This window comes from Gordonia gummivorans (assembly GCF_022513585.1).
Lineage (GTDB): Bacteria > Actinomycetota > Actinomycetes > Mycobacteriales > Mycobacteriaceae > Gordonia.
Genome location: NZ_JAKWBF010000013.1, coordinates 81,640 through 95,710 on the forward strand (window position 1 = coordinate 81,640; position 14,071 = coordinate 95,710).

12 protein-coding genes are annotated in these 14,071 nt (G+C 65.2%); 7 read left to right on the forward strand and 5 right to left on the reverse strand.

The features are described from left to right. The first annotated feature begins 34 nt into the window (after positions 1–34). Together MKW15_RS11780 and MKW15_RS11785 are read left to right on the forward strand one after the other, a co-directional pair. Positions 35–1,441: an MFS transporter gene (locus MKW15_RS11780; RefSeq protein ID WP_240857807.1), complete on the forward strand. Its 1,407-nt coding sequence runs from the start codon at positions 35–37 to the stop codon at positions 1,439–1,441. Positions 1,442–1,518: 77 nt separating this feature from the next. Continuing rightward, positions 1,519–2,343 (forward strand): CPBP family glutamic-type intramembrane protease, encoded by an 825-nt coding sequence (locus MKW15_RS11785; RefSeq protein ID WP_240857808.1) that lies wholly within the window; start codon positions 1,519–1,521, stop codon positions 2,341–2,343. 7 nt (positions 2,344–2,350) lie between these two features. Here MKW15_RS11785 and MKW15_RS11790 read toward each other — a convergent pair whose 3' ends face one another. The 5 genes from MKW15_RS11790 to MKW15_RS24565 all read right to left on the reverse strand — a co-directional run bounded on the left by MKW15_RS11790 (position 2,351) and on the right by MKW15_RS24565 (position 7,249). After that, positions 2,351–2,707: a hypothetical protein gene (locus tag MKW15_RS11790; protein WP_240857809.1), complete on the reverse strand. Its 357-nt coding sequence runs from the start codon at positions 2,705–2,707 to the stop codon at positions 2,351–2,353. Positions 2,708–2,789: 82 nt separating this feature from the next. After that, the gene (locus MKW15_RS11795; RefSeq protein WP_240857810.1) at positions 2,790–4,376 is read right to left on the reverse strand and encodes a DUF222 domain-containing protein; all 1,587 of its coding nucleotides are present in this window, start codon (positions 4,374–4,376) and stop codon (positions 2,790–2,792) included. 161 nt (positions 4,377–4,537) lie between these two features. Beyond that, positions 4,538–4,696, reverse strand: coding sequence for a hypothetical protein (locus MKW15_RS11800; protein WP_240857811.1), 159 nt, complete (start codon positions 4,694–4,696; stop codon positions 4,538–4,540). Positions 4,697–4,922: 226 nt separating this feature from the next. Further along, positions 4,923–5,861: a molybdopterin dinucleotide binding domain-containing protein gene (locus MKW15_RS24560; protein WP_308221039.1), complete on the reverse strand. Its 939-nt coding sequence runs from the start codon at positions 5,859–5,861 to the stop codon at positions 4,923–4,925. Next, the gene (locus MKW15_RS24565) at positions 5,858–7,249 is read right to left on the reverse strand and encodes a molybdopterin-dependent oxidoreductase (RefSeq protein ID WP_308221040.1); all 1,392 of its coding nucleotides are present in this window, start codon (positions 7,247–7,249) and stop codon (positions 5,858–5,860) included. The genes MKW15_RS24560 and MKW15_RS24565 overlap by 4 nt, the downstream gene beginning before the upstream one ends. A 200-nt stretch (positions 7,250–7,449) precedes the next feature. Between MKW15_RS24565 and MKW15_RS11810 the strand changes: the two genes are divergently transcribed. The 5 genes from MKW15_RS11810 to MKW15_RS11830 all read left to right on the forward strand — a co-directional run bounded on the left by MKW15_RS11810 (position 7,450) and on the right by MKW15_RS11830 (position 14,045). Further along, a complete protein-coding gene (locus MKW15_RS11810) occupies positions 7,450–8,796 on the forward strand; it encodes an IS110 family RNA-guided transposase (RefSeq protein ID WP_240857812.1) in 1,347 nt (448 codons plus the stop codon). A 439-nt stretch (positions 8,797–9,235) separates the two neighbouring features. After that, complete coding sequence (gene mdo / locus MKW15_RS11815) at positions 9,236–10,507, forward strand: NDMA-dependent methanol dehydrogenase (RefSeq protein ID WP_240857813.1); 1,272 nt, start codon at positions 9,236–9,238, stop codon at positions 10,505–10,507. A 140-nt stretch (positions 10,508–10,647) separates the two neighbouring features. Then, the gene (locus tag MKW15_RS11820; RefSeq protein WP_240857814.1) at positions 10,648–11,676 is read left to right on the forward strand and encodes a MadB family AAA-type ATPase; all 1,029 of its coding nucleotides are present in this window, start codon (positions 10,648–10,650) and stop codon (positions 11,674–11,676) included. A 6-nt stretch (positions 11,677–11,682) separates the two neighbouring features. Next, on the forward strand, positions 11,683–13,221 hold the full coding sequence (gene madC, locus MKW15_RS11825; protein WP_240857815.1) for a MadC family VWA domain-containing protein: 1,539 nt from the start codon (positions 11,683–11,685) through the stop codon (positions 13,219–13,221). An 83-nt stretch (positions 13,222–13,304) separates the two neighbouring features. Beyond that, complete coding sequence (locus MKW15_RS11830) at positions 13,305–14,045, forward strand: cutinase family protein (protein WP_240857816.1); 741 nt, start codon at positions 13,305–13,307, stop codon at positions 14,043–14,045. Positions 14,046–14,071 lie beyond the last annotated feature (26 nt).

A 14,071-nucleotide genomic window follows, 5' to 3' on the forward strand; every position in this document is an offset into this window, starting at 1 on the left:
CTCGCCGTGAGATCCTGATCCGAATGGAGGCTCGATGAACACCTTGCCCGGTCAACGACGCACCCCCGGCGTCGTTGACCGGGCTGCTCGTCGTGAGCGGCTGTTGATCGCGGCATTGACCTCGACCATGGTGCTGCTGGTGCTCGACTCGAGCATCGTCGGCGTGATGCTCCCCAGCATGACCCGCGATCTCGATCTGTCGGGATCGCAAGGGGCGTGGCTGGTTTCGGTGTATCTGCTGACCCTGGCCGTGTTCCTGCCGCTCGGCGGGCGCCTGTCCGACGCGTATGGGCCGGTCAACCTCTTTCGCGCCGGCATGACGGGATTCATCCTGTCCTCGTTGGGAATTGCGCTGATTCCGCACTTCGCCGGTGTCGTGGGATGTCGGGCGATCGCCGGTATCTCCGCCGCGATGCTCATGCCGTCGACACTCAGCCTGCTCACCCAGGCCATTCGCGAAGATCGGCGGGCCGGTGCGATGGCCATCTATACCGGTGTCGGACAAGGGTTTGCGCTCATCGGACCCGCAGTGGGTGGCATCTGCGCGCAATTCCTCGGCTGGCAATGGGGTTTCCTGATCAACGTGCCGGTCGGCCTCGCCGGCATTGTCCTCATCGCGCTCGTGCGGCCAGAGAACACTCGACATCCGGTGCGCTCGTGGGATCTGCTGGGTGTGGTCCTCGTCGTCGGCGGGCTGTCCGCCATCATGACCGCGCTGCTGCAAGCGCCCGAGTGGGGATGGTCGTCGCCTATGTTCCTCACGGTGGTCGCAGTCGGTATTGCCCTGACAGTCGGATTCGTCGTCCACGCCCGACGCGCCGACGATCCGATCCTCGATATCGGATTGTTTGCCAATCGCCAGTTCGCCACCAACACGGCAGCACTCGCCGCGCTCGGGTTCGCCATGACGGTGGCGACCATCTACGGCGCCACGGCATTGCAGGACGCACTGCACTTGAGCCCCGCCGAGGCCGGTATCAGTCTGTTGCCGTTGGTCATTCCTCTGTTGATCACCACCCGAACCGTCGGTGCGCGATACGAGACGCTTGGTTTACGCCGTGTCGTCGTCGGCGGCAGCCTCACACTGGCAGCCGGGTTGTCCATCGGCGCAATCGGTTTCGGTCTGTCGTCGTTGATCGTGGTGTGCGCCGGCATGCTGCTTGCCGGCTCGGGGATCGGCGCGATCCTCAGCCCGTTGACCGCCGCGACGATCGCGACCGCTCCCGCCGACAAGCGCGGCCAGGCGTCCGGATTGATGACGACGTGCCGTCAGATGGGCGGCGTGATCGGGATCGCGGTGTTCTCGGCGGTGATCGTCGACGTCCACGGGACCACCGCCACCGCCATCGGTTTCGCGATCACCGCCGTGGTGATGGCGGCTGCGGCTGTAGCGGCATACCGTGGGCTCGCCGAAGACGGGGCGAGCGAAGCGCCGGGGTAGACAACTCGGGACGTTCGACGGTAGGCGGCAGCGACGCTCGCACCTAACGTAGGAGGTGCGAGCGTCGGAGGTGTGACATGCGCAGCGACACCCGAACGTGGTGGCAGCATCTGCGGTCGGGGCTACCCGCTCGGACCCTTCAATTCTTCGGACTCGCATACCTATTGACCTGGGTGTTCTGGATTGCCATGCTCTTCGCGCCCGACAGCCTGCAATTCCTGCACTACGTGGGCACCCTCGGGCCGTTGGCCGCGGCGTTCGTGATGCGCTACCGCGACGGCGGACGCACGGCAGTTCGGGAGTTGGGTGCACAGATGGTGCGCTGGCGGGTACCCGCCCGGTGGGTGGTGTTCGCGATAGGGTTCCCGCTCGTCCTGTTCGGCGTCGGCGCACTGGTGTCGGCGGCGCTCGGGTCCCCGGTCGAGTGGTCGGAGTTCCTCGGATCGAAGGAGTTCGCGAACGTCGGGCTGATGCTGATTCCGATCGAGATCATCTTCTTCGGATTCGGTGAGGAGACCGGCTGGCGTGGGTACGCCATCCCCTCGCTCGAGGCCGACGGCTGGTCGTCGTATGGCGCGACAACGATTTTCGCGTTCTTCTGGGCAGGCTGGCACCTGCCGCTCTTCTTCTACTCCTACGGTTTGCAGACGTTGGGGCTGTTGATGATTCCCGGCTGGATCATCAGCATCCTGTTGGGCGCGTACTTGACGACGTTCCTCTTCAACAGCGCACGCGCAAGCATCCTCGTAATCGCGGTCTTCCACGGGATGGTCGACATCGTCTCAATCTCGCGGGCCGCCACCGACACGACGTTGTTGGTGGTGAACGCCGGCCTCATCGCAGCGGCGGTGTTCGTCGTGATCCGCTACGCGCCGTCACTACGCGCGGCGACGCACGACTGACGGATCATCATCGACGCGCGATGGTGCTCGGTCCCGATCCGATCTGCACCGGCGGCAGTGCACGGATCACTGCCATGAGCGGCCCGCAGTAGATGGCGGTCGACATGCAGACGAACCGGCCGGTCTTGTCGTAGTTCCACGCGTCGCCGTGGAATGACCAGGTCAGACCGTCCCTCGACGGCGACATCGGACACTGCGACTTCGCCTTGCCCTTGCACGGCCCTTCGATGTGCCAGGGGCCGACAGGGTAGGCGTCGGCCGATCCCGCCGCAACGAAGCCACCTGAGACGACGGCACCCGCGAGCATCGCTGCGGCGACTCCGCGACGCAACCAGTTGGTCCTTGCGACGTTCGTGGTCGTCATCTGTCCGCCTCTCGGTCGTGAGGGCACCACAGTGTGACCCTTCCACTCACTATCGCGGACTTCGACGTCCGTCGTTACGAGTTCAGAAGGGTGGTGGGCCTGCGGCGCGGTCGCGTTCGTCGCGGTCGCGTCGGTTGCGGTTCCTTTCTGCCCGGCGTCGGGCGTGTTTGTCTGCCACCCGACCACGACGAGGGCGGGTGGTGGCAATATCGTTGCGCGCGTTACCAGTCGGTGGGCCTTGAGCGGGCGCGACAAACCGGATACGACGCAACCCCGGGAACAGGTCCTCATTGGTTTCGGCCTCACCCGGCAGTATCAGCCCCTCCGGAGTCGTGTACTCCGTGCTCAGGCGCCCATCACAGTCGCGCCACTGATCATCCACCCACTCCCCGAACGTCTTCAACAAGTGTCCGGGACGGCACTTGATGTTCATACCGTCAGCCGTGGTCTGCCCACCACGTTCCGGGTGATCGTGATCGAACTCGGCGACATGATCACCATCGCCCTGCCACGCCGACGTCACACAACCCGGATCCACGCAATACCCATCCCGAATCCGCAGAAACGTGTCCAACGCGGCCGAGGGCCGATGCGCATCCGCAGGTTGGTGCGCCGGCAACGTGAACGACCCATCCGAATTCACGACCGCCTGCGGCCCGATCACCGGTTTCACAATGGAGTCCTTACGCGCGGCGATATCGCGCACATGCTCACCACTGATGAGCCCGTGACCTTCCACGAACGCCGGGTTGTCCGCGGTGCCGGCCAGCGTCGCCTCATCACACACCACATGCACCATGATCGCCGTCGACGGTGTCAGTGCCGTTGACGCCGAGATGGTCGCCGGGTCCGGGATCTGGGCGTCACACTCCTCACGCCCGCAGTCACACTCGAACACGGTGCCCGACAACAGGGCGAACATCGCGTCCGAGCGCCGCTGCTGAACAGTGCGCGGGTCACTACTGCACACCGCTTTCGCCAACCCGGCCACCCGCGCCGCAGCGACCCGCACATCCTCGGCAGCCCCCACCGCAGTGATCTCCCCGGTCCCGTCCTCCAACTCGGCCGTCCACACCCCACGTGCATCCAACGCGTCTTTACGGCGCTGACGCACCGCATCCGGGTCATGGCGGTAGACGACGCGGTCGATCATGTCGCGCATCCGGGCGCGTGACCACGTACCTTTCCGGGTGCGCAACAACGCAGCGATCTCGGCATCCACCAGAGGTGCCGCCGCCGACTCGTCCAACAGTTCGGTGCGTGTCACCGCGAGTTGTGCTTGCCAGGGTGCGATGATCCCGTCGCGTAAACAGTCGAACACCTCGGGCAGGCGGTCCCGCAACGACACCGCCTCACTGAGTAGTTTCTCCGCGGCACGCTGCCCGATCCCACGGGCGCGGGCGATCCGCGCCGCGCAATCGGCATACCCATCGGTCACGAACCCCGACCCGGATGGTTCGACGAGTTTGGCCGCCACATACCGGTCATAGAGCACCGCCGCTGACTGGTACTCGGCATACGCCAACGACGCACGCCCACGATCGATCTCGGCCATGCCGAGGAGTAGGTCGTTGGTCGGGGTTTCATCCGGATAGGCCGGGTCGACCCCACCGAGCAACCCGGCAGCAAACTGCTCAGGCCACGGCGACGGCGTCGACAACACAGACACGACAATCCCTTCCGATACGACGAACCAACGGATCGGGACCATCCGCTCAACATGCTCATCATCAAAAGGAATCAGACCGGCAACCCGGTCTCAGTCATCAACTACCCAGTCATCACATCCCGTGTACAAACCACGCTAAACCATGCCACCGACAAAACTCGTCAGCCCTGGTCAGCGCCCTTCATGCCGGCGTTCCGGAGCAACGTCGGGCAGTGCGCATTCACGAGGAGCAGGTCGGGTTCGTGCGCTGCCCACAGTTCCGCAAGTCGATCGTGGTTGTCGCGCACCCGCTTCCAATCCTGAGCGATCACACGCTCCATCAGCGTGAGTGCTCCGGTACATGCCCGCTCCCTGAGCCTGGATCCGTGGAAGGCAGAGCTGGGCCCGAAATTCCGCTGCCTGAGGTGCGACGAGCGCTAGCGAGGAGCCTCGAAGGCCTGGTGACCGTCGCTACTTGGTCGCCGAATTGCCCTGTCTCACCAGCCCTTCGAGGCTCTCGGCTAGCGCCTCGCGCACCTCAGGGAGCGAGAGGTGGTGGACCTCCAACTACCTTCCGCCCCCCGCCAGCGGCGCGATCCGCACCCTCAGGCTCTTCATCAACGGCTGATCACTTTGGGCGCTGAAGTCGGCAGGCTCGATCAGCACGTTCATCTCTGGCATGTACCCAGCCGCGCTGCCCGACGGGATCTTGTACTCGACGGCCCGGAAGCCGTCGAGCTTCCTACGACTGCCATCCTTGGAGATCGCCTCGATGGCGACCCGATCCCATTCGGCGAGGCCGCGCGCGGACATGTCGTCGGGGTTCATGAAGACAAGTGTGCGAAGGTTCTTCACCCCTCGGTAACGGTCGTCGTCGGAGTAGATGGTGGTGTTCCACTGATCCTGCGAACGGAAGGTCTGCAGCACCAGCACATCCGACTCGGCCGGCACCTCATCGTGCAACGCGGACAGGCAGAACTCCGCTTTGCCACTGTCGGTCAGGAAGGTTCGGTCGCGCGCAGGCTGCAGTACACGGAAACCCATGGGCTGACGAACTTTTCGGTTGTAGTCGATTAGCCCCGGAATCACCACACCCATCGCGTCGCGAATGTGGTCGTAGTCGGCGACCAGCCAGTCCCATCGCATCGTGGATTCCGGCAGTGCGGCTTTCGCCATGCCTGCGATGATGGCGTGCTCCGACCGTAGGTTCGACGATGCCGGTTTGCGTGTGCCCTTGGAGAGCTGGACCATGCTCATCGCATCCTCGCAGCTGACCGATTGCGACCCGCTCTGTTGGACGTCGTCCTCGGTCCGGCCAAGGCAGGGAAGGATCAGCGCGTCTTTGCCGTGCGCGAGGTGGCTGCGATTCAGCTTGGTGCTGACCTGGACGGTCAGATCACATTGCGCGAGTCCATGTTCGGTGTATTCGGGATCGGGTGTGGCGCGGGCGAAGTTTCCGCCCATCCCGACAAAGACCTTCACATTGCCCTCGTCGAGTGCCTTCAAGGTGGCGACGGTGTCGAGTCCCCACTCGCGCGGGGGTTCGAAGTCGAAGCACTCGCCGAGCCGGTCGAGAAAGTCGGCCTTGGGCCGGTGATCGATTCCGCACGTGCGGTTGCCCTGCACGTTGCTGTGGCCGCGTACCGGCGACGGCCCGGCGCCGTCGCGTCCGACGTTGCCGCGAACATCAACAGGTTGACCACCTCGCGGGCCGTATCGACGCCGTGTTCCTGCTGACTCACGCCCAGACACCAGCTGATGATGGCGCTTTCAGCTGTCATGTAGATGTCGGCGGCACGTCGGATGTCGTTCTCCGACAAACCCGATTGCCGTTCCAACTCAGCCCAACCAGTCGCAAGAACCACCTCCCGGTACGACTCGTATCCGCGAGTGTGGTGCTCGATGAAATCGATGTCGAGCAGTTCGGGACGATCGAGTGCCGCCTCGAACAACGCCTTGGCCATGCCACTCAGCAGTGCCTGGTCGCCGGCCGGTCGCACCTGTAGGTTGAGAGTGCTTGTGGGAGTGGACTTGAAGCGCGCCATCTCCAGAATCTCGTGCGGCACGATCGTGCGCGTGCCGCCGACCTCGGAGAAGGTGTTGACGTGCACGATCTGCGCACCACGACGATGGGCGTCGGCCAATGTCGTCAGCATGCGCGGCGCATTGGATGCGACGTTGACGCCGAGCACGAAGATGGCGTCGGCCTGCTCCCAGTCCGCGAGGTCAGCGGTACCGACACCTGTGCCCAACGAGGCCTGCAGTGCCCGACCGGACGCCTCGTGGCACATGTTGGAACAGTCGGGGAGATTGTTGGTGCCGAACTCGCGTGCCATCAGTTGATACAGGAACGTCGCCTCATTGCTCAGACGGCCCGACGTGTAGAAACTCGCAGCGTCGGGCGTATCGAGTGCGCGCAGATGCCGGCCGACGAGCTCGAACGCGTCGTCCCAGCCGATCGGCACGTAGTGATCGGTCGCGGCGTCGTAGACCATGGGATCGGTGAGGCGCCCCTGGTCTTCCAGGGCGAAATCCGACCATCCGCGTAACTCCGAAACAGTGTGGGCAGCAAAGAACTCCGGCATCGTACGTTTGCCGGTCATCTCCCAGGTGACGTGCTTGATCCCGTTCTCACAGATGTCGAGAGTGACGCCGGGATCGTCGGGCCATGCGCAGCCCGGGCAGTCGAAACCCGTTGTCGGATGATTCATCTTGAACATCGCCCGGGTACCGCGACCGGCTTCCCGCTCGCGTGTCAGGACCTTCATCACCGACATGGCGGCACCCCAACCGGCAGCGGGATGGTGATAGTCGCTCTGGGAATAGGGCTTCTCGTCGTTGGGGCCGTAGCCGGCCTGGCCGCTCGGATGGTCGCTGACGTCACGGTCGCTCATCGCTGCGCTCCTACTCCCCGACGGAGTTGCACTTGCTCCTTCCACGGTAGACCTCGTGGTGGAGAGTCACCCGGCCTTCGAGGCTCCTCGCTGCGCTCGTCGCACCTAGTAATGGGTTGAGGGATTGGAAGCCAGCGACATCCTCCTGTTTTGGTTGATGTCGGGCTTGGTGTCCCAGAACCAAAACTAGGAGGATGTCAGTGTCTAATCGTAGTCGGTTGAGTCGTGGTGACAACCGCCGTAATGCCCGGATCAAGCGGTTACGTGAGATCGTGCCTCACGACAACGCGGTGATCGGGTTGGATTTGGCCAGCGCCAAGCAGGTGGTCGTGGTCACCGACCATGATTCGCGGGTGCTGGCCCGGCGCACGTACCGGTGCTCACCGGGCGAGTTGGGGCAGGCGTTGCAGTGGGCGCGCGCCGCAGCGACCACGGCCGGGTTCACGGGGGTGACGTTGGCGTGCGAGCCGACTGGTCACCGCTGGCGGGTGGTGGGCGAGCTGGCAGCCGAGGCCGGGATCGCGATGGTGTGTGTGCAGCCGATGCTGGTGGCCCGGGCCCGTGAGGCCGAGGACTTCACCCGCGACAAGTCTGATGACAAAGACGCCATGTTGATCGCCCGGCTGGCCTGTCACCTGCACGTGTATGTGCCCGAGGTGCTGTCCCCGGTGTGGGCGCGGTTGCGGCATTTGGGGGCGCGCCGGGTCGAGCAGATCACCCGCCGCAGCGCGGCCCGCCAGCAGGTGCGGGACCTGTTGGAATGTGTGTGGCCACAGGTATTGGATTGCGCGAGCAAACCTTTCGATGCCGCGACCTGGCTGGCCGCGATGCGGGTGGCCGGCTGTGACCCCGAACAGGTCCGCGGGCACGCCACGCTGGAAGCGTTCACCGCCGCGGTCGCCGCCGAACTCCCCGCCTGGGGTGCGCGGCGGGTGTACCGGCCGATCCTGGCCAAAATCTGGGCGGCCGCCACCGCGCCGGCCGGCCTGCCCGGTCAGCGGGCCGCGGCGATCGAACGCGCTGGCTCTGTGCTCGGCGATCTGGTCTACCACGCCGCCGCCTGCACGCAGGTCGAGACCAAGATGACCGCGGTGATCGAGGAGTTGGGCTACACCGCGCTGATCGAGTCGTTTCCCGGGATCTCGGTGGTGGGGGCCGCAGCGATCCTGGCCGAGACCGGGGACCTGACCCGGTTCGATTCCGCGCGGGCGCTGGTCAAGCATGCCGGGTTGTGCCCGCGGGAGAACGCCTCAGGCACCTATGCCGGCAAGACCACCATCAGCCGCCGGGGCCGACCCAAGCTGCGGCTGGCGGTGTATCGGGCCGCGTTCGCCGCGACCGCCAACAACGAGGTCTACGCCGCCCGCTACACCCACCTGACAACCCGAAAAGTCAACCCCCTCACCAACAATCAAGCCCGCGTCGCGATCGGCGCAGCGCTGCTGCGTCAACTGTTCACAGTGTTGACCACCGGCACCCCGTGGAACCCGACCATCGCTGCCGGCGGCACCACCAAACAGGGCACTGCCCAGCAGGAGGCCGCCTAACCTCGCCTAACCTAAACCTTGTTGCCGGGACAAGCTCGAAGCACCTGGGGAACAACCCGCGGCTGAGCATGAGCAGTCCCACCCTCGCGCGACCAAAGCTCGAATGAAGACTGTCGGGAACAACCCGATTGACCGCTAGGTAGAGCACGCGCAGGGCACCCCGGACCCCGGCAACCCAACAACCCCCAGCACCCAACTGCGGCAAACAGATTCCTTGTCAGCAGTCGAACAAACACGCCCACACACCGAAAACCAGCCCTTGACAACCAACCCCATAGACTGCTCAGGCAGCGGAGTGGAACCTGTCCGGTGGGACAGGAACCGAGCTGACCACTGCGTCTGAACATCTGAGCAGATGAGCAGGTGTCCTTGTTGCGGCTGTGACCTGTGCAACACGGTGGACGGGTACCACCCATTCGCCACAAGGGAGTAAGACCGCATGGCCATCGAGCTGAACCAGATCTGGGACTTCCCGATCAAGGATTTCCATCCGTTCCCCAACGCCAAACTCGGTGTCGGCGCACACGACATGCTGGGCGTGGAGGCCAAGAACCTCGGCATGACGCGCGTGCTGCTGATGACCACCGGCCTGCGCGGCTCGGGCATCATCGAGGAACTGATCGGCAAGATCGAGTACCAGGGCGTCGACGTCGTCCTCTACGACAAGGTCGAGTCCAACCCCAAGGACTACAACTGCATGGATTCGGCTGCGCTGTATCAGTCCGAGAAGTGCGACGGGATCATCTCGGTCGGCGGCGGATCGAGCCACGACGCGGCCAAGGGCGCGCGTATGGTGATCGCGCACGACGGCCGCAACATCAACGAGTTCGAGGGCTTCTCCAAGGCCACCAACAAGGAGAACCCCAAGCACATCGCCGTATCCACCACTGCCGGAACGGGTTCGGAGACGTCGTGGGCCTACGTCATCACCGACACCTCGGACATGAACAAGCCGCACAAGTGGGTGGCCTTCGACGACACCTGTCTCGTCGACCTCGCGATGGACGACCCGCTGCTCTACTACAGCTGCCCCGAGCACTTCACCGCGTTCTGCGGATTCGACGTCCTCGCCCACGCGAGTGAGCCCTATGTGTCCCGCTTGGACTTCGCGCCATCGCTGGGCAACGCGAAATACTCGATCGAACTCATCCGCGACCACCTGCGGACTGCTGTGTACGAGCCCCGCAACCTCGAGGCGCGCACGGGCATGATGCACGCGCAATACATTGCGGCACAGGCATTCAACTCGGGCGGACTTGGCCTCATTCACTCGCTCTCGCATGCGGTGAGCGCGTTCTACGACAGCCACCACGGCCTCAACAACGCGATCGCCCTGCCGCGCGTCTGGGAGTACAACCTCCCCAGCCGCTACGAGCGCTACGCCGACATCGCCGCCCTGCTCGGCATCGACACCAGCAAGATGACCACCGTCCAGGCGGCCGACGCGGCGGTCGAAGAGGCGATCCGCCTGTCGAAGGATCTCGGCATCCCCGACAACTTCGGTCAGCTCTCCGTCGACAGCTACGACAAGAACCGGATGAACACCGGCAAGTACGAGGGCCGTGGCGACACCATGGACACCTCGGACAAGCAGGTCCGGGCCATCGCCGAGCACATGATGGACGACTGGTGCACCCCGGGCAACCCCCGCGAATGCACCGTCGAATCGTTGATCCCCATGGTCACGCACGCCATGACCGGGAGCTACTGAGCACTGATCGACAGTGGGGCGCTGTCGCGTCGCAGGCCGGGCCGGGCATCTCGATGCCCGGCCCGGGCTCACCCCGTTCGACCAATTCCCTTGCCTGGACGATGAATCCCTGGACGATGAATCGAGGAGACATGTCGCTCATGTCGACAGTGACCGACCAACCCACCACCTTCGAGAGCGTCGACGAGCTCGCTGCCGCTCTCGGCGAGCAGGGCTATCTGATCGATGACGAACTCGCCGTGGTGGTTCACCTCGCCACGCTGCTCGATCGGCCGCTGCTGCTCGAAGGTCCGGCCGGCGTGGGCAAGACGGAACTCGCGAAGGCACTCGCGGCGGCGTCGGGCCGGGAACTGATTCGCCTGCAGTGCTACGAGGGTCTCGACGAGTCACGCGCGCTCTACGAATGGGACTACGCACGACAACTCCTGCACGTGCAGATGCTGCGCGATCGCATCAGTTCCGAATTGGCCACCGAGACAACACTTTCCTCTGCATCGGCCGCGCTCGCACGCACCGACGTCGGCGTGTACACCGAGGACTTCCTCGTACCCCGACCACTTCTGGCCGCCATCATGTCCACGCTCCCGACCGTCCTGCTGGTCGACGAGATCGACCGCACCGACGAGGCGATGGAAGCGGTGATGCTCGAGGTGCTCGCCGAGCGGCAGGTCACCGTTCCCGAGCTGGGTACCTTCGCCGCGCGATCGGCACCGTGGGTCATTCTGACCTCCAACGACACTCGCGAACTCTCGCCCGCCTTGAAGCGGCGGTGCCTGCACTTCCAGGTCGACTACCCGTCGGTGGATCGAGAACGGCGAATCGTCGCCGTGCGTGCACCCGAGGTCGAGGAGGCGGTCATCGCTCGCGTCGTCGAGATGGCCCGCGACCTCCGTGAGCTGCCGTTACGCAAGAGCCCGTCGATCGCCGAGGTCATCGACGCAGCCCGCGCCGCAGCGCTGCTGGGTGATCGCACCGGCGACCCGTCGACCAACCGGGCGCTGCTGTCACTGCTGGTGAAGTTCGGCACCGATCTCGACATCGCCCGACGCGCACTCGAGCGCCCGACGAAGAGCGAAACCATCTCCACCACAGGAGAAACCGGACCTCGAGGAACCGTCACCGCCACAGCGTTCGGGGCCGGTCGCGCCCGCAGCGCGCAACGCCGGTAGTTGCTGGTGCTCACCACCGAACGCCCGATATCACCGGGACGAGACGGCGTACTCGACCTTCTCGCCGTGCTCTTCGGACAGGTTCTCCGGTGTCACGGCGTCGCCGCGTCGCCCGCCGAGGTCATCGAGATTCGACGTGTGCTGTCGATCGTCGGGGCCGCGGACCTGACGCTCCTGCGTGCAGCGCTGCGCAGCGTGTGTGTCAAGTACACGCACGAGGCCGACGGCTTCGACCACGCCTTCGACCTGTTCTTCCTTGACACCACCGACGACAGCACTCCCGACGCCCTGCCCCGAACCCGTGGCGCCGCAGCCGAATTGCCCGATGACGTCGAATGGGACGAAGACTTCGAAGGTGCCGCCCGACGCATCGGCGCGGACGAACACACCGACGAGATCGGCGATCTCATGATCGACGATCCGGACGCCACCGAACGTCACGCCGAGAGCGCCCATCGCGAGGAGAACGACTTCACCGTTTCGGCCGGCACCGAACAACTCGGTGTCGACGCGGAGAGCGACACCGTGTCCGGAGGCATCACGTACACCGTCGAGATCGACGAGGCCGACTCAGCCAGCGTCGGCGAACTCGTGGGATCAGCGACACGGGTCCGGGGAACACCGTTGGGGCTCAAGGACGCTGCCGCGATCCTGCGCGCGCTCGACGCCTACGATGCGCGCAGCGCCTATGGCACCGATGGCGCAGAAGGGCTCGACGACCGGCGTCGTGCCGAACTCGAACGCGCCTTGACCGCATTCATCGACGCCCTGGCTGCTCGCCTCGACACCGAGTTGTCGGTGCTCGCGCAGGACACCGACTCGGCGTCACGAACGACGACCGATCAGGCCGACATCGACCGCGCATGTCATCGCCTCGTGCAACGGATGAACGGCGCACCCCGTCGGGTCCCGCGTCGGACCGACCGCGGCCGGCTCGACATACGACGCACGATGCGAGCGTCGGTGCCGACCGATGGCGTGCCGATCACGCTGTGGCGACGCGCTCGAACGCCCGGCCCGGTGCGCATGCTGATCGTCGCCGACGTCTCGCTGTCGGTGCGACCGGTCGCAGGCTTCATCCTGCGACTCGCTCAGACCCTCCACCGCATGGGGCGGCACTGCGAGGTCGTCGCGTTCGTCGACCAACCCGTGCTCGTGACGTCGGCCCTGCGCGCCGCCCATACCGACGACGCCCTGGCCGCGGTGCTGGCAGCCGACGGCCTCGATCTCGCCGCGACGAGCGACTACGGATCGATGTGGTCGACGATGCTGGAACGCTTCGGAGATCTCCTCACCGCCCGAACCTCGGTGCTCGTGGTCGGCGACGCGCGCAGCAACGGCTTCGACCCCCGTATCGACCTCGTTGCCGAAGTATCCCGACGAGTCCATCGCATGGCCTGGGTCACGCCCGAACCGTCGAGGTACTGGACCCAGGCGGGTTGCGCAATGGCCGACTACGCCGACCACTGCAGCACCGTGGTGAGTGCCCGCGACGGTGCGGAGATGCTGAGCCGCGCCGACGAGCTGGGTGCCGCGTTGAGCTGATGCTGAAGTCCCGCGCAAAAAAGAACCGAGATCCGACCCATCCGCCGACCATCCTCATCCGAACACCCGATATGAATCACAGTATGAATGTCCGGACCACCCGGCCCATCAGGCGTTGGTTGACGGCCCTCGTATGTGCGCTCGGCGCACTCGGGGGGTCGATCGTCGCAACCACCACCACGGCCCCAGCCGCGTCGGCCGCGCCCTGCTCCGACGTGGCGGTGGTGTTCGCGCGCGGTACCGCCGAACCCGCCCCGATGCTGGGTCTGACCGGTATCTCCTTCGTCGAGTCGATGCGGTCGCAGCTTCGCGGGAAGTCGGTCGCGGCCGAGGGCGTCAACTATGCGGCCAGCGACAAGTTCAACAATCGGGTCGTCTTCGTCCGCAGTGTCGCCGACGGTGTTCGGCAAACCCAGCGGGACGTGACGGCGATTGCCCGCAGCTGCCCGAAGACCCGGATCGTGCTGGGCGGATACTCGCAGGGCGCCGTGGTCGCGGGGTACGCGACGAGCGGCAAGATCGCGATCCCCGACCGCTACCGCCAGTACGAGCGTGAGGTACCTCCGCCGCTGCCCGCCGACGTCGCAAGCCACATCGCCGCGATCGTCATGTTCGGTGCGCCGTCGGACCGCTTCATCACCGACATCGGCGCGCCGCCGGTCCGCGTCGGCTCCGCCTATCGCGGCCGCACGGTCCGCTACTGCATCCCCGGCGACACCATCTGCAACGGCGCGCCCGTCGGCGGCCCGAACGCAACCCACGTCCTCTATACGGTCAACGGAATGACGATGGACGCGGCTCGATTCGCAGTGCGTCGCCTCTGAGTCCACTTCATGGGCGATGATGGTCG